The 19,140-nt window shown below is 64.0% G+C and carries 18 protein-coding genes; 10 read left to right on the top strand and 8 right to left on the bottom strand.

Annotated elements, in window-relative coordinates:
* The first annotated feature begins 100 nt into the window (after window positions 1-100).
* The gene (locus AB4Y35_RS02520; RefSeq protein ID WP_342918529.1) at window positions 101-565 is read left to right on the top strand and encodes a VOC family protein; all 465 of its coding nucleotides are present in this window, start codon (window positions 101-103) and stop codon (window positions 563-565) included.
* 117 nt (window positions 566-682) lie between these two features.
* On the opposite strand, the gene gltA is transcribed toward AB4Y35_RS02520, so the two are convergent.
* The 7 genes from gltA to AB4Y35_RS02485 all read right to left on the bottom strand — a co-directional run bounded on the left by gltA (window position 683) and on the right by AB4Y35_RS02485 (window position 6,602).
* Window positions 683-1,984, bottom strand: a complete 1,302-nt coding sequence (gene gltA / locus AB4Y35_RS02515; protein ID WP_368703201.1) for a citrate synthase — start codon at window positions 1,982-1,984, stop codon at window positions 683-685.
* Between the two features lie 89 nt (window positions 1,985-2,073).
* Entirely contained in the window at window positions 2,074-2,340 is a 267-nt protein-coding gene (locus AB4Y35_RS02510) for a succinate dehydrogenase assembly factor 2 (protein WP_028202905.1), read from the bottom strand.
* Window positions 2,341-2,355: 15 nt separating this feature from the next.
* A complete protein-coding gene (locus AB4Y35_RS02505; protein WP_133183858.1) occupies window positions 2,356-3,057 on the bottom strand; it encodes a succinate dehydrogenase iron-sulfur subunit in 702 nt (233 codons plus the stop codon).
* A 28-nt stretch (window positions 3,058-3,085) separates the two neighbouring features.
* The gene (gene sdhA, locus AB4Y35_RS02500) at window positions 3,086-4,861 is read right to left on the bottom strand and encodes a succinate dehydrogenase flavoprotein subunit (RefSeq protein WP_368703200.1); all 1,776 of its coding nucleotides are present in this window, start codon (window positions 4,859-4,861) and stop codon (window positions 3,086-3,088) included.
* A gap of 4 nt (window positions 4,862-4,865) precedes the next feature.
* Window positions 4,866-5,234 (bottom strand): succinate dehydrogenase, hydrophobic membrane anchor protein, encoded by a 369-nt coding sequence (gene sdhD, locus AB4Y35_RS02495; protein ID WP_042273220.1) that lies wholly within the window; start codon window positions 5,232-5,234, stop codon window positions 4,866-4,868.
* 3 nt (window positions 5,235-5,237) lie between these two features.
* Entirely contained in the window at window positions 5,238-5,654 is a 417-nt protein-coding gene (sdhC, locus tag AB4Y35_RS02490; protein WP_133183855.1) for a succinate dehydrogenase, cytochrome b556 subunit, read from the bottom strand.
* Window positions 5,655-5,804: 150 nt separating this feature from the next.
* Window positions 5,805-6,602, bottom strand: coding sequence for a GntR family transcriptional regulator (locus AB4Y35_RS02485; protein ID WP_342918525.1), 798 nt, complete (start codon window positions 6,600-6,602; stop codon window positions 5,805-5,807).
* Between the two features lie 602 nt (window positions 6,603-7,204).
* Here AB4Y35_RS02485 and AB4Y35_RS02480 point away from each other — a divergent pair.
* From AB4Y35_RS02480 to acnA, 5 genes are all read left to right on the top strand, one after another.
* On the top strand, window positions 7,205-8,191 hold the full coding sequence (locus AB4Y35_RS02480) for a malate dehydrogenase (protein ID WP_254337501.1): 987 nt from the start codon (window positions 7,205-7,207) through the stop codon (window positions 8,189-8,191).
* Window positions 8,192-8,393: 202 nt separating this feature from the next.
* Window positions 8,394-9,407, top strand: a complete 1,014-nt coding sequence (locus AB4Y35_RS02475; RefSeq protein ID WP_368689269.1) for a CoA ester lyase — start codon at window positions 8,394-8,396, stop codon at window positions 9,405-9,407.
* A 287-nt stretch (window positions 9,408-9,694) separates the two neighbouring features.
* Window positions 9,695-10,219, top strand: coding sequence for a hypothetical protein (locus tag AB4Y35_RS02470; protein WP_342918523.1), 525 nt, complete (start codon window positions 9,695-9,697; stop codon window positions 10,217-10,219).
* 19 nt (window positions 10,220-10,238) lie between these two features.
* Window positions 10,239-11,690, top strand: a complete 1,452-nt coding sequence (locus tag AB4Y35_RS02465) for a bifunctional 2-methylcitrate dehydratase/aconitate hydratase (protein WP_368703199.1) — start codon at window positions 10,239-10,241, stop codon at window positions 11,688-11,690.
* Between the two features lie 76 nt (window positions 11,691-11,766).
* Window positions 11,767-14,484 carry an aconitate hydratase AcnA gene (acnA, locus tag AB4Y35_RS02460; RefSeq protein WP_368703198.1) on the top strand — a complete coding sequence of 906 codons (2,718 nt, stop codon included), beginning with the start codon at window positions 11,767-11,769 and terminating at the stop codon, window positions 14,482-14,484.
* 100 nt (window positions 14,485-14,584) lie between these two features.
* Here acnA and AB4Y35_RS02455 read toward each other — a convergent pair whose 3' ends face one another.
* On the bottom strand, window positions 14,585-15,187 hold the full coding sequence (locus AB4Y35_RS02455; protein WP_368703197.1) for a response regulator: 603 nt from the start codon (window positions 15,185-15,187) through the stop codon (window positions 14,585-14,587).
* A 175-nt stretch (window positions 15,188-15,362) separates the two neighbouring features.
* Here AB4Y35_RS02455 and AB4Y35_RS02450 point away from each other — a divergent pair, with 175 nt between their 5' ends.
* Genes AB4Y35_RS02450 through AB4Y35_RS02435 form a run of 4 tightly spaced genes read left to right on the top strand, consistent with a single transcriptional unit; the run spans window position 15,363 to window position 19,139 of the window.
* Complete coding sequence (locus tag AB4Y35_RS02450) at window positions 15,363-16,103, top strand: TetR/AcrR family transcriptional regulator (protein ID WP_368703196.1); 741 nt, start codon at window positions 15,363-15,365, stop codon at window positions 16,101-16,103.
* Window positions 16,100-17,050 carry an HlyD family secretion protein gene (locus AB4Y35_RS02445; RefSeq protein ID WP_368703195.1) on the top strand — a complete coding sequence of 317 codons (951 nt, stop codon included), beginning with the start codon at window positions 16,100-16,102 and terminating at the stop codon, window positions 17,048-17,050. The genes AB4Y35_RS02450 and AB4Y35_RS02445 overlap by 4 nt, the downstream gene beginning before the upstream one ends.
* Window positions 17,047-18,000: an ABC transporter ATP-binding protein gene (locus AB4Y35_RS02440; protein ID WP_368703194.1), complete on the top strand. Its 954-nt coding sequence runs from the start codon at window positions 17,047-17,049 to the stop codon at window positions 17,998-18,000. The genes AB4Y35_RS02445 and AB4Y35_RS02440 overlap by 4 nt, the downstream gene beginning before the upstream one ends.
* Window positions 17,997-19,139, top strand: a complete 1,143-nt coding sequence (locus tag AB4Y35_RS02435) for an ABC transporter permease (protein WP_368689262.1) — start codon at window positions 17,997-17,999, stop codon at window positions 19,137-19,139. Before AB4Y35_RS02440 ends, AB4Y35_RS02435 begins: the two co-directional genes overlap by 4 nt.
* Window position 19,140: the final 1 nt, after the last annotated feature.

Below are 19,140 nucleotides of genomic sequence, written 5' to 3'. Positions count from 1 at the left end.
TGACGATTACGTCGGAGGTAATGGCCGCACGTGAGCGCGCTGCGCGCAGTCGCACCACACTGGTGCTAGATTCGTCACATAGACAGCTCAGGAGACAAGCATGAGCAACACCTCGCCGCGTCCGGCCTTTGGGTCTGCCATTTACTATCGCGATCCGTTCGCCGCGCTCGACTGGCTCGAAAAGGCGTTCGGCTTTACGCGCCAGTTCGTCGTCACGTCGCCGGACGGGAAGCTCGGTCACTCGGAAATGCGCTTTGGGGACGGCTACGTGATGATTTGTAGCGGCTGGCCCGGCATGCCCTACGCGAGCCCGGCCGACGCGGACGGCAAGAACACGCAGTCCGTGCACGTGCAGTTGAAAAGCGGCCTCGACGCGCATTGCGAACGCGCCCGCGCCGCCGGGGCAAAGATCATCCGCGAGCCGGCGGATCAGTTCTACGGCGACCGCGTCTATGTGGCATGCGACCCCGAAGGCCACGTGTGGAGCTTCGGCGAGACGGTGCGCGAGGTCACGCGCGAAGAAGCGGAAGCGGCGAGCGGGCTGAAGATCGACGGCTGGATTTGAGCGCGTCCGCAGGTTCAAATAGAAAACGCCCCGACGGGCGATAACCCGTCGGGGCGTTTGCATGAGAGCTAGCACGCGGCGCGTGATCGAGCGCGCGCCGTGGCAAAGCGAAACTGCTTAGCGTTGCGCGATCGGCTTCGCTTCGCGCGGCGTTTCGCCGATGAACAGCTGACGCGGACGGCCGATCTTCTGCTCGGGGTCGGCGATCATTTCGTTCCACTGCGCAATCCAGCCCACCGTACGCGCCATCGCGAAGATGCACGTGAACATCGAGGTCGGGATGCCCAGCGCGCGCTGCACGATACCCGAGTAGAAGTCGACGTTCGGGTACAGCTTGCGCGACACGAAGTATTCGTCTTCCAGCGCGATTTTTTCGAGCTGCATGGCGAGCTTGAAGAGCGGATCGTCGTGCAGACCGAGTTCGTTCAGCACTTCGTAGCACGTTTCGCGCATGAGCTTCGCACGCGGGTCGTAGTTCTTGTACACGCGGTGGCCGAAGCCCATCAGCTTCACGCCCGAGTTCTTGTCCTTCACCTGCTTGATGAACTCAGGAATCTTGTCCGGCGAACCGATTTCTTCCAGCATGTTCAGTGCGGCTTCGTTCGCACCGCCGTGCGCAGGGCCCCACAGACAGGCGATACCAGCAGCGATACACGCGAACGGGTTCGCGCCCGACGAGCCAGCCAGACGCACCGTCGAGGTCGAAGCGTTCTGCTCGTGGTCGGCGTGCAGGATGAGGATACGGTCGAGCGCGCGCACGAGCACGTCGTTGACCTTGTACTCTTCGCACGGGTTCGAGAACATCATGCGCATGAAGTTCGCGCTGTACGACAGATTGTTCTGCGGATACACGAACGGCTGGCCGATCGAGTACTTGTACGCCATGGCGACGAGCGTCGGCAGCTTCGCGATCATGCGGATCGCCGAAACTTCGCGGTGCTTCGCGTTGTTGATGTCGAGCGAGTCGTGATAGAACGCCGACAGCGCGCCGACTGCGGCGACGAGAATCGCCATCGGGTGCGCATCGCGACGGAAGCCGCGGAAGAAGAACTGCATCTGCTCGTGAACCATCGTGTGCTGCGTGACGGTCTTCACGAACTCTTCCTTCTGGGCCGCGTTCGGCAGTTCGCCGCGGTACAGCAGGTAGCAGGTTTCGAGGAAGTCGGCGTTTTGCGCGAGGTTGTCGATCGGGTAGCCGCGGTAGAGCAGCTCGCCCTTGTCCCCGTCGATGTACGTGATCGCCGAGTTGCACGACGCCGTCGACATGAAGCCCGGGTCATACGTGAACTTGCCGGTCTGACCGTACAGTTTGCGGATGTCGATCACATCCGGGCCCATCGTGCCCTTGTAGATCGGCAGTTCGACGCTCGGCGAATTGTCGCTGAACGATAGCGTGGCTTTTACATCAGACGGGGTCATAGCACATCCTCAATCGAAGATAAACACGGGATTCGATAGTTTTGTACGTCCGGCGCGGCGACAGTCGACATGACTGCGCGCCGCCGCGCTCAGACGTTCCGAAGCAGCTCCAGCACCCGCTTCACGTCCGGGTCGGCAAGGTCGCCTTCTGGTTCCTTGCGCGCGAGCAGCAAGTCCATCAGGTCGTTATCGCTCAGCTCGAGCAGGCGCGTGAGAGCACCCACGTCGGCGTCGCTGAGTTCATGCTCATAGCGCTCGAAAAACCGCTCAAAAATCAGATCATTTTCGAGCAGGCCGCGCCGCGCGCGCCAGCGAAGGCGCGCGCGGCGATGGGGGTCAGACTGGTGCGATTCCATTTCAGAACAGCAACATCAAACCGCGCGGCGGAACATCAGTTCCTTGATCTTGCCGATCGCCTTCGTCGGGTTCAGGCCCTTCGGGCAAACGTCGACGCAGTTCATGATCGTATGGCAACGGAACAGACGGTACGGGTCCTCGAGGTTGTCGAGGCGCTCGCCGGTCGCTTCGTCGCGGCTGTCCGCGATGAAGCGGTAAGCCTGCAGCAGACCTGCCGGGCCGACGAACTTGTCCGGGTTCCACCAGAAGCTCGGGCACGAAGTCGAGCAGCTTGCGCACAGAATACACTCGTACAGGCCATCGAGTTCGTCACGCTGCTCAGGCGACTGCAGACGCTCCTTCTCGGGCGGCGGCGTGTCGTTGATCAGGTACGGCTTGATCGAGTGGTACTGGTTGAAGAACTGCGTGAAGTCGCAGATCAGGTCGCGCACGACGGGCAGGCCCGGCAGCGGACGCAGCACGATCTTCGCCGGCAGGTCGTTCAGGTTCGTGAGGCACGCAAGACCGTTCTTGCCGTTGATGTTCATGGCGTCCGAACCGCACACGCCTTCACGGCACGAACGGCGGAACGACAGCGTTTCGTCCAGTTCCTTGAGCTTGACCAGCGCGTCGAGCAGCATGCGCTCGTGCGTGATTTCCAGCTCGTACGATTGCATGCGCGGCGCCGCGTCCTTGTCCGGGTCGTAGCGATAGACTTCAAAAATGCGTTTGGCCATTTCCAATTCCTTTTGACTGGCGTGTGCCTTAGAACGTACGCGCCTTCGGCGGCACGGACTCGACGGTCAGCGGTTGCATGTGGACCGGCTTGTATTCGAGTCGGTCGCCTTCGCTGAACCAGAGCGTATGGCGCAGCCAGTTTTCGTCGTCGCGGTGTTCGAAGTCGCTCTGTGCGTGCGCACCACGGCTTTCCTTGCGGGCTTCAGCCGAAACCATCGTTGCGCGCGCAACTTCGACCAGGTTCGCCACTTCGAGCGCTTCCACGCGCGCCGTGTTGAACACCTTCGACTTGTCCTTCAGGTGGATGTGCTTCGCGCGCTCGGCGATCTGCGCGATGTCCTGCACGCCGTCTGCGAGCAGCTTCGAGGTGCGGAACACGCCTGCGTGCTTCTGCATCGAGCCGCGGATGTCGTTCGCGACGCTTTGCGCGTACTCGCCCGAAGTCGACTTGTCGAGCTCGGCGAGGCGCGAGAGCGCGAAGTCGGCGGCGTCGGCCGGCAGCGGCTTGTGCTCCTTGAGTTCCTTGACGTGCTTGACGATGTGGTTGCCAGCCGCACGGCCGAACACCACGAGGTCGAGCAGCGAGTTCGTGCCGAGACGGTTCGCGCCGTGCACCGAGACGCACGAGCATTCGCCCACGGCGTAGAAGCCGTTGACGACTTCTTCGTGACCCTTCGGCGTGCCAACGACCTGGCCGTTGATGTTCGTCGGGATGCCGCCCATCTGGTAGTGGATGGTCGGCACGACCGGGATCGGCTCCTTGATACAGTCCACGTTCGCGAACTTGAGCGCGATTTCGCGGATCGACGGCAGACGCTTCATGATCGTCTCGGCGCCGATGTGCGAGAGGTCGAGCAGCACGTGGTCCTTGTGCGGACCCACGCCACGGCCTTCCTTGATTTCCTGGTCCATCGAACGCGAAACGAAGTCGCGCGGCGCCAGGTCCTTCAGGGTCGGCGCGTAACGCTCCATGAAGCGCTCGCCGTTCGAGTTACGCAGAATGCCGCCTTCGCCGCGCACGCCTTCCGTGATCAGCACGCCCGCGCCGGCCACGCCGGTCGGGTGGAACTGCCAGAACTCCATGTCCTGCAGCGCGATGCCCGAACGGGCCGCCATGCCAAGGCCGTCACCGGTGTTGATGAACGCGTTGGTCGATGCCGCGAAGATCCGGCCCGCGCCGCCCGTGGCGAACAGCGTGGTCTTGCCTTCGAGGATGTAGACGTCGCCCGTTTCCATTTCGAGCGCGGTCACGCCGAGCACGTCGCCGTCGGCGTCGCGGATCAGGTCGAGTGCCATCCATTCGACGAAGAACGTGGTCTTCGCCGCGACGTTCTGCTGGTACAGCGTGTGCAGCAGCGCGTGGCCGGTACGGTCAGCAGCAGCACAGGCGCGCTGAACCGGCTTCTCGCCGTAGTTGGCCGTGTGGCCGCCGAACGGGCGCTGGTAGATCGTGCCGTCGGCGTTACGGTCGAACGGCATGCCCATGTGTTCGAGTTCGTACACGGCGTTCGGCGCTTCACGGCACATGAACTCGATCGCGTCCTGGTCGCCGAGCCAGTCGGAGCCCTTGATCGTGTCGTAGAAGTGGTAGTGCCAGTTGTCTTCGCTCATGTTGCCGAGCGAGGCGCCGATGCCGCCCTGCGCCGCCACCGTGTGCGAACGCGTGGGGAACACCTTCGAGAGCACGCAAACCGACAGGCCAGCGCGCGCGAGTTGCAGCGAAGCGCGCATCCCCGAGCCGCCAGCACCGACGATGACCACGTCGAACTTGCGACGCGGCAATGAATTCTTGATTGCAGCCATTCTTTTACACTCTCCAGAGAATCTGAGCGGCGTAGCCGAGGCTGCCCAGCAGCCATGCGATCGTGAGGACGTCCAGCGTGATGCGCAGGCCGACCGGCTTGATGTAGTCCATCCAGATGTCACGCACACCGACCCACGCGTGCAGGAACAGCGCGATCAGGGTGACGAACGTCGCGAGCTTCATCCACTGCGCGGCGAAGATCGAGGCCCAGCCGTCATACGAGAAGTCGTGCGCGCCGAAGAACAGGACGAGCAGCACGATCGTGTAGATCGCCATGATCACGGCGGTGGCGCGTTGTGCGATCCAGTCGCGAATGCCGTAGTGAGCGCCGACGACAAGGCGCTTCGGACCGATACCGTTATTAGCCGACATTTTTTAGAACGCTCCGAAGAGTTTTGCCGCAAAGGCGATCGTGAGGACCGTGGAGATGATCACGACGACGAGGGAGGTCGACTTGCCTTTTTCCTTGCTCACGAGGCCATGGTTGAAGTCCATGCACAGGTGACGCACGCCAGCGCAGAAGTGAAACAGGAACGCCCACCCGAGGACCAGCACGATGAGCTTGACGATGATGTTCGAGAGGAAGCCCTTGAAGACCTCGAAGCTAAGCTCCGAAGTGAGGCTCTGGTCCAACAGGAACAAGATGAAAGGCAGGAACAGGAACAACAACACACCGCTGATGCGGTGGCCGATCGACACACGACCGGCCAGAGGCAGGCGGTATGCGAACAATATCTGCCCAAGCCCGATGTTCCGGTATTCCGGCCTCGGTTTTTTTGCGGCTTCTGCCATGCTAGACCCCTACTATGTGTTAACACTAATTCGCAATTTTAGCGCCTTTTCATATCGCGCTGCAGCGAAATCCACGTCGGGTACGGCTGGTGGTGCGCGCAAGCAAAGGCACTCTGGGAAAGGGCTCCGCGCCTTTTGCGCGGTCGCCCGTCAACTCAAATCATTCTGATAGTAGTACCCGGTTGTGACATACCATCCGCGGCGTACCTCGACCGGCCGGTCTCCATAGGTATAGGACACCCGCTCGACCGATAGCAAAGGAAAACCTGCCGGCACCTTGAGGAGATCGGCCACCGTGGGCTCCGCGGCCACGGCGCGGATCTTCTCGGTCGCACGAATCATGCGCGTGCCGAATTCCGCCTCGAACATGGCGTAGAGCGGGCCTTTGTACTCGGCGAGGCGCTCGCTCGTCAGCCCGCGGAACACGCCGCCGGGCAGCCAGATCTCGTCGAGCACGGTGCTTTCGCCGTCGAACTGCAGCAGACGCCGGATCAGCACCACCGGGTCCGAGGGCTTGAGGTCGAGCTGGCGCGCGATCTCGGCCGAAGCGCGCAGGCGCCGGCACTCGAGCAGCTTGCTCACGTGCGGGTGTTCCGCGCCGTCATCGGCGAGTAACCTGAGAAAGCGAAACTGGGCGCGTTCTTCGTTGTGCGTTGCAACAAACGTGCCCTTGCCCTGGCGGCGCACCAGCAGATTGTCGGCAGCCAGCTCGTCGATCGCCTTGCGTACGGTCCCCTGGCTCACCTTGTAACGGGCGGCCAGTTCGACTTCGCTGGGGATGATTTCGCCGGGCTTCCATTCGCCGGACTCAAGGCTCTGTGTGATGAGCCCCTTGATCTGCTGGTACAGCGGACTGAAGGTCGGGGACGGCGGCACCGCGGGCGCAGACGCTTGAGCCCCGCTCTCGGGAGCGGTGGAATTCGCGTTGCTGGCCGGGTTTGCACTCATGGCGCGCATTTCAACATAAAGCCCCCTACGCATCAAGCATTTTGCCTGCAATAGTTATGTCTTATATAAGACATAAGATACTGTTGACTTTGACCCTGACGACTCCTACACTCCCGATCGAGCAAGGGTTTGCGGGCGGCCTGCATGCTAATTTCAGGACATGAAAGCGGCATGACGAAGAGGCGCCGCCGGCTGCATCCACCTCGTGGCGAATGCGCCGCGAGCCGCCTTGCACGATGCTGTTCCCTCACGCAGTAAACGCAGTAGAGGTTTCGATCCGCCCAGCCGGCACGCGTGAGTCGTTGCGCGCCGCGCGTCTGTGGGAGAGCCCGAGCGAGCTGTTGCAGGAGTCGGCACACGCGAAGCGGCCAGCGTCTGGTGTCCCTCGAAGGGCGCCCCGTTCACCTCTTGCCATGTTGCACAGGTTACCGGCACGGCGGTCCATGCCGGCGGCGCACGCTTCACGGCTTGTCAGTCATGGTTGTTCCAGTGAAGCGCGCACGCCGGCGATCAAGACCGCCTGTTTCACCTACGCTTCGTGTATCGCGCATATAGAATGGCGTTTTACCCTGGCGTCTAACGCATCTTCCTGGAGATTTTCAATGGCTAAGCCCGCAAAGCGCGTTGCCGTCACCGGCGCCGCAGGTCAGATCGCTTACTCCCTGCTGTTCCGCATTGCGAATGGCGACCTGCTCGGCAAGGATCAGCCCGTCATCCTGCAACTGCTCGACCTGCCGCAAGCGCAAGCCGCCGTCAAGGGCGTCGTGATGGAACTGGACGACTGCGCATTCCCGCTGCTCGCGGGCGTGGTCATCACCGACGACCCGAAGGTCGCGTTCAAGGACGCCGACGTCGCCCTGCTGGTTGGCGCACGTCCGCGCTCGAAGGGCATGGAGCGTAAGGACCTGCTCTCGGCCAACGCCGAAATCTTCACGGTTCAGGGCAAGGCGCTGAACGACGTCGCCAGCCGCGACGTGAAGGTGCTGGTCGTCGGCAACCCGGCCAACACGAACGCGTACATCGCCATGAAGTCGGCTCCGGACCTGCCGAAGAAGAACTTCACCGCCATGCTGCGTCTGGACCACAACCGCGCGCTCTCGCAACTGGCCGCCAAATCGGGCAAGCCGGTCGCTTCGATCGAGAAGCTCGCCGTGTGGGGCAACCACTCGCCGACGATGTACCCCGACTTCCGTGTCGCAACGGCGGAAGGCCAGTCGCTGACCAAGCTGATCAACGACGACGAATGGAACCGCAACACGTTCATCCCGACGGTCGGCAAGCGCGGCGCGGCGATCATCGAAGCGCGCGGCCTCTCGTCGGCAGCTTCGGCCGCCAACGCAGCGATCGACCACGTGCGTGACTGGGTCCTCGGCACGAACGGCAAGTGGGTCACGATGGGTATCCCGTCGGACGGCTCGTACGGCATTCCCGAAGACATCATCTACGGCGTGCCGGTGACCTGCGAAAACGGCGAGTACAAGCGCGTGGAAGGCCTCGAAATCGACGCGTTCTCGCGCGAGAAGATGGACGGCACGCTCAACGAGCTGCTCGAAGAGCGCGAAGGCGTCGCTCACCTGCTCGGCAAGTAAGCCAGCTGGACGAACGGAACGCGCGTTTGACGCCCGTTCCGTTCTGCTTTATGGGCACGCGGACAGCCTCCGCAGCCCGACCTGAGCGGCCCGTTCCATGCGGGCCGGCCAGGGTGCCGCCCGATCCGCATGCGCCTTGCCTTGCCGGCAGGGCGCATGCGAATCCGGTATCTCCTACAAAACTCGACTCCCGACGCCGAAGATGCGCGCCATTCTGCCAGCCGAAGTGCTGTTTGACGGCGAAGCGCCGCCCGCCATCCTGCCCGCATGCGACCACTACGCGGGCAGTGAGAAGCTGATGCTCAAATCGCTCGCGCTGCAGCAGCAGCTGGGCCCGGTTTTCGACATCACGCTCGATTGCGAAGACGGCGCGCAGGTGGGCCGCGAGGCCGAACACGCCGAACTCGTGGCGTCGTTCATCGGCGGCGAACACGACCGGTTCGGGCGCGTCGGCGTACGCATCCACGATTTCCATCACCCGCACTGGCGCGACGACGTGCGCATGATCCTGCGCGCCGCGAAGCGCGCGCCGGCCTTCATCACCGTGCCGAAGATCCGCGCCGTGGGCGACGCCGCCGAAATGACGGCGTTCATCGAAGCCACGCGCGTCGAGATGGGCATCGACCAGCCCATTCCCGTTCAATTGCTCGTCGAAACGCATGGCGCACTCGCGCGCGTGTTCGACCTCGCCGCGCTGCGCGGGGTCGAGTCGCTTAGCTTCGGGCTGATGGACTTCGTCTCCGCGCACGACGGCGCGATTCCCGACACGGCCATGCGCTCGCCCGGCCAGTTCGACCACCCGCTCGTGCGCCGCGCGAAGCTCGAAATCGCGGCCGCGTGCCACGCGTTCGGCCGCGTGCCCTCGCACAATGTCAGCACGGAAGTGCGCGACATGGACGTGGTGGCGAACGACGCGCGCCGCGCACGCAACGAGTTCGGCTACACGCGCATGTGGAGCATTCACCCGGCGCAGATTCCCGCGATCGTCGCCGCTTTCGCGCCGCGCGACGAAGAAATTGCGCTGGCCGCCGAAATCCTGCTGGCCGCGCAACACGCGCAATGGGGTCCGACACGCCACGGCGACACGCTGCACGACCGCGCGAGCTATCGCTATTACTGGTCGGTGCTGCGCCGCGCGCGCGCCACGGGCCGCGCCGTGCCGGCCGAGGCGGCGCCGCTGTTCGCACCAGGCGAGCTCACGCAGGAGTCGGCCTGATGCGCGCCGCGAACGGACGCAGAAAACGTTTTCAGCGTACCGCGCCCGGGCAACCTGGCGGATCTCGCACCGCATAGCGCAGCGACGGCAGTCACGGACAGTTACAGGCAGTTACTTGCGAACCAGGCTGCAAACAACACCGGGCCGGAGAAATTGAAGTTCATGGCGATAAATAGGTGAAAATAGCGTCCGCTGCGCGCTTTCGGGGCGCGCGCAGTGCAAACGGCGGTTGCCTGTTCAACCGCGCACTGATCAACCGCTTTTAGATAGATAAAGGTTTGACACTCATGAAGAAACTGCTGATCGCCGCTGTTATCGGCACGCTGTCCTCGACGCTGATGCTGGCTGCCACCGACGCCGCCGCACAAGGCACGTCGACCACGACCGCCAAGAAGCCGGCTCCGAAGCATCGCATCATCAAGCGCAAGGCCAACCCGGCCAAGGAAGCGAAGGTCGATCCGGTCCCGGAAGGCTCGGAGCACTGGAGCTGCGCGGAAGGCGCACAGTTCGACCTGAAGGGCGACATGGCACGTGACCAGATCGTCACCGTTCACTGGGCGAACAAGAACTACAACCTGCCGCGTCAGGTCACGACCACGGGCGCCGACCGCTTCCACGACGCCGCCACCGGCCTCGACCTCGTCGTGATCCCGACGAAGGCCATGCTGTTCTCGGACAAGGACAGCTCGCGTCTGGCCGACGAGTGCAAAACTGTTGCAATGCAGCAAGGCGCAATGGCGCCGACCCAGGCTCAAGCGCTGAACCCGGCTACCCGCGCTCCGGCAGCCGCCAGCGGCGCCGCGGGCCAGTAAGGACCGCAGGATCGCCTCGATGTCCGCCCTGATCTCCAACGTCAGGCCGCAGCCGGACCAGGTACTGGTCGATATCGTCGACTATGTGCTGGGTTTCCGGGTTGACAGCGCGCTCGCGCTGACGACGGCCCGGCATTGCCTGATCGATACCCTCGGCTGCGGACTCGAGGCGCTCTCCTACCCCGCCTGCACCAAGTTGCTGGGACCGATCGTGCCGGGCACGATCGTCCCGCACGGTGCGAAGGTGCCGGGCACGTCATTCCAGCTCGATCCGGTTCAGGCCGCGTTCAACATCGGCGCGATGATCCGCTGGCTCGACTTCAACGACACCTGGCTCGCCGCCGAATGGGGCCATCCGTCGGACAACCTGGGCGGCATCCTCGCGACCGCCGACTGGCTCTCGCGCACCGCCGTCGCCCAGGGCAAGTCGCCGCTCACCATGCAGCATGTGCTCGAAGGCATGGTGAAGGCGCACGAGATCCAGGGCTGCATTGCGCTGGAAAACTCGTTCAACCAGGTCGGTCTCGACCACGTGCTGCTCGTGAAGCTCGCCTCGACCGCCGTGGTCGGACAAATGCTCGGGCTCACGCGCGACGAGCTGATCAACGCCGTTTCGCTCGCGCTGGTCGACGGCCAGTCGCTGCGCACCTACCGCCACGCGCCCAATACGGGCTCGCGCAAGTCGTGGGCCGCAGGCGACGCGACCTCGCGCGCCGTGCGCCTCGCGCTCATGGCGAAAACGGGCGAGATGGGCTATCCCTCGGCGCTCACGGCAAAAACGTGGGGCTTCTACGACGTCTCGTTCAAGGGACAGCCGTTCAGGTTCCAGCGCCCCTACGGCACGTATGTGATGGAAAACGTGCTGTTCAAGATTTCTTTCCCCGCCGAATTCCACGCGCAGACCGCCGCCGAAGCCGCGATGACGCTGCACGGCGTGCTCGCGCAACGCGGCAAAACGGCTGGGGACATCAAGCGCATCACCATCCGCACGCATGAAGCGGCCATCCGCATCATCGACAAGAGCGGGCCGCTTGCCAACCCGGCCGATCGCGACCACTGTATTCAGTACATGGTCGCCGTGCCGCTGATCTTCGGCCGCCTCACCGCCTCCGACTACGAAGACGACGTCGCGGGCGACCCGCGCATCGACGCGCTGCGCGCGAAGACGGTATGCGTGGAAGACCCGCAATTTACGCAGGATTATCACGATCCGGACAAGCGCTCGATCGCGAATGCGCTCACCATAGAGCTCAGCGACGGCACGACGCTCGACGAGGTCGTCGTGGAGTACCCGATCGGCCACAAGCGGCGCCGCGAAGAAGGCATTCCGCTGCTGATCGAGAAGTTTCGAATCAACCTTGCGCGCCGCTTCCCCGCGAAGCAGCAGCAGGCGATTCTCGATGTCTCGCTCGACGAGGCGCGGCTTTGCGCCCTGCCCGTCAACGAGTACGTCGACATGTATGTGATCTGAGCAATCAGGCAGGTATCCGTGACAGCAGCAAACGAGCAGTAAGCGTTATTTCCGCGATTAAACGAAGGAAAACACTATGGCCCACAATCTCCACAAAACGCTAAAAGAATTCGACAGCGGTTCCGGCAAAGGCAAGTTCTACTCGCTGCCGCAACTCGGCAAGCAGCTTGGCGTGAAGATCCATCGTCTGCCGGTCTCGATCCGTCTGGTGCTCGAGTCTGTGCTGCGTAACTACGACGGCAAGAAGATCGCGGAAGAGCACATCGAGCAACTCGCGAACTGGAAGCCGAACGCCACGCGCGTCGACGAAATCCCGTTCGTGGTCGCCCGCGTCGTGCTGCAGGACTTCACGGGCGTGCCGCTGCTCGCCGACATCGCCGCCATGCGCGGCGTGGCCAAGCAGGTCGGCCGTGACCCGAAGGTCATCGAGCCGCTCGTGCCGGTGGATCTCGTCGTCGACCACTCGGTCCAGATCGACTACTTCCGCCAGAAGGACGCGCTCGACCTGAACATGAAACTGGAATTCCAGCGCAACAACGAGCGCTACCAGTTCATGAAGTGGGGCATGCAGGCGTTCGACACGTTCAAGGTCGTGCCGCCGGGCATCGGAATCGTCCACCAGGTGAACCTGGAATACCTCGCACGCGGCGTGCACAAGAAGGCCGAAGGCGGCGATACCGTCTACTACCCCGACACGCTCGTCGGCACCGACAGCCACACCACGATGATCAACGGCATCGGCGTGGTGGGCTGGGGCGTGGGCGGCATCGAAGCGGAAGCCGGCATGCTCGGCCAGCCGGTGTACTTCCTCACGCCTGACGTGGTGGGCGTCGAGCTCAAGGGCAAGCTGCGCGAGGGCTGCACGGCCACCGACCTCGTGCTGACCATCACCGAAATGCTGCGCAAGGAGAAGGTCGTCGGCAAGTTCGTCGAGTTCTTCGGCGAAGGCACGGCGTCGATCGGCGTGCCCGACCGCGCGACCATCGGCAACATGGCGCCGGAATACGGCGCAACGATGGGCTTCTTCCCTGTCGACGAAAAGACGATCGACTACTTCAAGGGCACGGGCCGCACGGAAGCCGAAATCGACGCATTCGCGAACTACTTCAAGGCGCAGGACCTCTTCGGCGTGCCGAAGGCCGGCGACATCGACTACACGAAGACGCTCGTCCTCGACCTCGGCACGGTCGCGCCGTCGCTGGCCGGTCCGAAGCGCCCGCAAGACCGCATCGAAATCGGCAACGTGAAGTCGACCTTCACGGACCTGTTCTCGAAGCCGGTCGCGGAAAACGGCTTCAACAAGAAGGCCGCCGACCTTTCCGCCGAATACGCGGCGGGCGACAAGGTCAAGCTGCACAACGGCGACGTGCTGATCGCCGCGATCACGTCGTGCACCAACACCTCGAACCCGAGCGTGCTGCTGGCCGCCGGCCTGCTCGCGAAGAAGGCCGTGGAAGCGGGCCTGACGGTCGCGCCGCACATCAAGACGTCGCTCGCGCCGGGATCGCGCATCGTCACGGAATACCTGACGAAGACGGGCCTGCTGCCCTACCTCTCGAAGCTCGGCTTCGAACTCGCGGCCTACGGCTGCACGACCTGTATCGGCAACGCCGGCGACCTGACGGCCGAACTCAACGAATCGATCGTCAAGAACGACGTCGTCGCGGCTGCGGTGCTCTCGGGCAACCGCAACTTCGAAGCGCGTATCCACCCGAACATCCGCGCGAACTTCCTGGCCTCGCCGCCGCTGGTCGTCGCTTACGCGATCGCGGGCAACATCACGCGCGACCTGATGACGGAACCGGTGGGCAAGGGCAAGGGCGGCCGTGACATCTACCTCGGCGACATCTGGCCGACGAGCGACGAAGTCAACGCGCTGCTCAAGTTCGCGCTCGATCCGGACGCGTTCCAGAAGAACTACAGCCAGCTCACGAAGAAGGGCGACCTGTGGAGCAAGATCGAAGGCGAAGAAGGTCAGGTCTACGACTGGCCGAAGTCGACCTACATCGCCGAGCCGCCGTTCTTCGGCAGCAATTTTTCGATGACGCCGTCGTCGGCAGTGCCCGAAGTCAAGGGCGCGCGCGCCCTGGGCATCTTCGGTGACTCGGTCACGACCGACCACATCAGCCCGGCCGGCTCGATCAAGGAAGACTCGCCCGCAGGCAAGTGGCTGAAGGAGAACGGCGTGCAGAAGGCCGACTTCAACAGCTACGGCTCGCGCCGCGGCAACCACGACGTGATGATGCGCGGCACCTTCGCGAACGTGCGCATCAAGAACCTGATGATCCCGGCGAAGGCCGACGGCACGCGCGTGGAAGGCGGCCTGACGATCCATCAGCCGAGCGGCGAACAGCTCTCGATCTATGATGCAGCGATGAAGTACATCGACGCCGGCACGCCGACCATGGTGTTCGCAGGCGAAGAGTACGGCACGGGTTCGTCGCGTGACTGGGCAGCCAAGGGCACGCAACTGCTGGGCGTGAAGGCCGTGGTCGCACGCAGCTTCGAGCGTATCCACCGCTCGAACCTCGTCGGCATGGGCGTTCTGCCGCTGCAGTTCAAGGGTTCGGACAGCGTTCAGTCGCTCGGCCTGAGCGGCGAAGAAACGTTCGATATCGAAGGCCTGACGGACGACTTCAAGCCGCAACAGGACCTGACGCTCGTGATCCACCACAAGGACGGCAAGGATCAGCGCGTGCAGGTGCTGCTGCGCATCGACACGCCGATCGAAGTCGACTACTACAAGCACGGCGGCATTCTGCCGTTCGTGCTGCGCTCGCTGCTCGCAGCGTAAGTACGCAGTTTTTTGCAGGTGCCGCGCCCGGCAACGGGTGCGGTCACACTTGGAGCCCGACGCAAGTCGGGCTTTTTTTTCGGCTGTGCTTCGGGTCGGGCTATTCGATCAGCTTGTTCAACGTCGCGAACTCGATCAACGCCGCAAGTGACGACACGCCGAGCTTGTCCAGCACGCGGGTCTTATAGGTGCTGACGGTTTTATCGGAAAGCCCGAGCCGAGCCGCGATACCCTTGTTGCTCAAACCGCGCGCGAGATACTGCAGGACTTCGACTTCACGAGGCGACAGCCCGTTGAGCGCCACGTCGCGGCCGCCGCCGCAGCTGCCCGCCGGGAAGCAGTCGTAGCCGAGCAAGACCGCCTTGACCACACCGCACAGTTCCTCCACACCGCGATTCTTGTTGACATAGCCGTTCGCGCCCGCGATGCGCGTGTGATTGGCCATGACCAGCTCGGGCTTCGCAGAGAGCACGAGAATGCGCGCGCCGGGCTGCGTCGCGCGAATGCCACGGATGACGGAAAGGCCGTCGAGCTTCGGCAACTCGAGGTCGAGAATCACCAGGTCGGGATGCAATTCCTGTGCAAGACGCAGGCCCGCTTCGCCGTCGCTGCACTCGCCCACCAGTTCGTACTCCGTATTGAGTACGTTGGCGAGCATCTTCAGCACAATCGGATGGTCGTCGATGACGACGACGCGTTTCATTTTCTGTTCCATGGTGGCGTATTTGTTTGACCCTTCAGCGTGAATCTCACAGCCTGACCGACCTGCCGGCGATTTTGTATAGGAAAGATCTGAAAGAACCTGCAAGAAAACGTCGCAGGGTTAACCATTGCGCGCACAGTTTGAATTTAACTAACGCGTGAATTAAAGTAGAGCGATGATCACGCGCACCCGCACCGCTGCTGCTGCGCCCCGCCCGCGCGGCCGGCGCCGCGTGGCCGCCGCCGACCTCGACATGCGCGAGCGGCTGCTCGCCAGCGCCACGCAACTGTTCGGCGAGCAGGGCATCGCGGCCACCACCATGGCGCAGATCGCCGAGGCCGCAGGCGTGACGTCCGCCATGGTTCATTACTACTTCACGAACCGCGAAAAGCTGCTCGACGCCGTGGTCGAAGAGCGCATTGCGCGCTCGATCGCCTTCGTGTGGGAGAGTGTGGACAGCGCCCGGGGGGACCTCGCGCAAGACCCTCACGCGCTCGTGGAGGAACTGGTCGCGCGGCTCTTCGATGTCACCGCACGCATGCCCTGGCTGCCGCCGCTCTGGCTGCGCGAAATCGTCAACGAAGGTGGCCTGCTGCGCGAGCGCATGCTCAAGCGGCTGCCCACCGAGCAATTGCAGCGCTTTGCCGCACGCGTCAACGAGGCGCAGCGCGACGGCAGCGTCAACGCCGAACTGGAAGCGCCGCTGCTCTTCATCTCGATTCTCGCGCTCGTCATGCTGCCGCTCGCCACTTCGAAGCTCTGGCAAAGTGTGCGCGGCTTTCCGAAGATCGAGCGCGAGGCGCTGCATCGGCACGTGAGTGCGCTGTTGAGCGCGGCCTTGCGGCCCGCGCCGCAGGCCGCACGGGCGCGCCGCGTGACGGGCGCAGCAGCGAGCCGCAAGGAGGACGCGTCATGAAGCGCCCCTTTGCCGTCATATGCGCAGCGGCGCTCGTGCTCGCCGCATGTTCCCGGCATGGACCGGCAGGCTGGCAGGGCTATGCCGAAGGCGAGTACGTCTATCTCGCGTCGTCGCAGCCGGGCACGCTCACGCACCTCGACGTGCAGCGCGGGCAGACTGTCGCCGCCAATGCGCCCGCCTTCGCGCTCGACTCCGTCGAAGAAGCGGCCGCGCGCGACGAGGCACAGCATCGGCTAACGGCCGCACAGCAGCAGCTCGCCGACCTCCAGACCGGCAAGCGTCCGCCCGAAGTGCGCGTGACCGAGGCGCAGCTCGCGCAGGCCGAGGCGAACGCGCGCAAGGCCGCGCTCCAGCTCACGCGCGACGAAACGCAACTGCGCGCGGGCGGCATTGCACAGGCGCAGCTCGACGACTCGCGCGCGCAGGCCGCCTCCACGGCCGCCCAGGTGCGCGAGCTGCAAAACCAGGTGCGCGTGGCGAATCTGCCGGGACGTAGCGCGCAAATCGCCGCCCAGGCCGCCGACGTCGAGGCCGCGCGCGCCTCGCTTGCGCAGGCGCAATGGCGGCTCGACCAGAAGCGCGTGAGCGCGCCGAGCGGCGGCCTCGTCTACGACACGCTGTTTCGTGTGGGCGAGTGGGTGCAGGCGGGCAACCCCGTCGTGCAGATGTTGCCGCCGCAGAACGTGAAGGTGCGCTTCTTCGTGCCGGAAACGATCGTCGGATCGCTCGCGCCCGGCCGCAAGGTGAACGTGCGCTGCGACGGCTGCGCCGCCCTGGTGCCCGCCACCATCACGTGGATTTCGAACGCCGCCGAATATACGCCGCCCGTCATCTACAGCAACGAGAACCGCGCGAAGCTCGTATTCATGATCGAGGCGCGGCCTTCCGCAGAAGACGCCGTGAAGCTGCATCCGGGTCAGCCGGTCGAGGTGACGCTGCAATGAGCACACCTGATCAACCTTCCGGCGAGTACGCCATCGACGTGCGCAATCTCAACAAGCGTTTCGGCAGCAAGCATGTCGTAAACGACGTGTCGCTGCGGGTGGCGCGCGGCGAGATCTTCGGCTTTCTCGGCCCGAACGGCAGCGGCAAAACCACCTCGATCCGGCTCATGTGCGGGCTGCTCACGCCTGACTCCGGTTCGGGCACCTGCCTTGGCTACGACATCGTGCGCGAGAGCGCGCAGATCAAGCGTCACGTGGGCTACATGACGCAGCGTTTCTCGTACTGGGAAGACCTGACGATCCGCGAGAACCTCGACTTCGTTGCGCGCATCTACCAGATGCCGAACCGCCGCGAAACCGTCGACCGTGCGCTCGAATCGCTCGGGCTCGCCAGCCGCGCGAGCCAGCTCACGGGTGCGCTTTCGGGCGGCTGGAAGCAGCGGCTCGCGCTCGCGGCCTGCATGCTGCACGAGCCCGAATTGCTGCTGCTCGACGAACCGACGGCGGGCGTCGATCCCACCGCGCGCCGCGACTTCTGGGAGGAGTTGCACCGGCTCGCCGCACGGGGCATTTCGGTGCTCGTGAGCACGCACTACATGGACGAAGCCGAGCGCTGCCACAAGCTCGCCTATATCGCCTACGGCAAGCTGCTCACGCAGGGCACCGCCGCCGAGGTCATCGCCGAACAGAACCTCGCAACGTGGGCGATTCATGGCGAGCGGCTCAGCGCACTCGCCACACAGCTGCGCGAAGCGCCGGGCATCGACCAGACGGTGGTGTTCGGCTCCGCGCTGCATGCGAGCGGACGCGATCACGCAGCGCTCGCCAAAGCGGTCGAGCGCGCCGTAGAAGGCCGGCCGCTACGCGCGGAACGCATCGACACCGGTCTCGAAGATGTCTTCATCTACCTGATGAGCCATGCTCAGGACAATTACGGAGTCACGTCGTGAGCGCGTCGTTCCCGTTTTCCGTGGCGCGCTGGTGGAGCATCGTGCTCAAGGAGTTCCTGCAGCTCAAGCGTGACCGCATCACGTTCGCGATGATCGTTGGCCTGCCGATCATCCAGCTCACGCTGTTCGGCTATGCGATCAACACCGACCCCAAGCATCTGCCCACGGCCATCGTCGTGGGCGAGGACAGCGTGTTCGCGCGCAGCTTCGTCGCGGGCATGCGTAATTCCGCCTATTTCGACGTGATCGAAACGCTGCCCGACGAAGCCTCGGCGCGTCGTGCGCTCGCGCGCGGCACGGTGCAGTTCGTGCTCAGCATTCCCGTCGATTTCTCGCGGCGCCTGCTGCGCGGCGAACGACCCTCGCTGCTCGTCGAAGCCGACGCGAGCGACCCCACCGCCATCACCACCGCACTCGCGGCGCTGCCCGGACTGGTCGCGCCCGTGGCCGCGAAAGACCTCACCGGTCCGCTCGCGCATCTGAACGGCACGCCCGCCGCGTTCGACGTGCAGGTGCACCGGCTCTACAACCCCGAGGGCATCACACAATACAACGTCGTGCCCGGCCTCATGGGCGTGATCCTCACCATGACGATGGTGATGATGACGGGCCTCGCCATCACGCGCGAGCGCGAGCGCGGCACGATGGAGAACCTGCTCGCCACGCCGGTGCTGCCCATCGAAGTGATGACGGGCAAGATCATTCCGTACGTGGCGATCGGGCTGATCCAGGCGACCATCATCGTGCTCGCCGCGCGCTACGTCTTTCACGTGCCGTTCGCAGGTGGCCTCGTTACGCTCTATCTTTCGGCGCTGCTGTTCATCGCCGCTAATCTCACGGTGGGCATCACGCTGTCGTCGCTCGCGCAGAACCAGTTGCAGGCCATGCAGCTGACGATGTTCTATTTCCTGCCAAGCCTGCTGCTCTCGGGCTTCATGTTCCCGTTCGGCGGCATGCCGCGCTGGGCGCAGTGGCTCGGCAATCTGCTGCCGCTCACGTACTTCAACCGGCTCGTGCGCGGCATCCTGCTCAAGGGCAACGGCTGGACCGACCTGTGGCCCGCGGTCTGGCCGCTCGCCGTCTTCACGGTCGCGGTCATGGCGATCGCCGTGCGCTTTTACCGGCGCACGCTCGACTAGC

Source organism: Paraburkholderia sp. EG286A (genome assembly GCF_040965375.1).
Lineage (GTDB): Bacteria > Pseudomonadota > Gammaproteobacteria > Burkholderiales > Burkholderiaceae > Paraburkholderia.
Note: the sequence above shows the minus strand (reverse complement) of the source record. Positions and strands in the feature narration are given on the sequence as shown.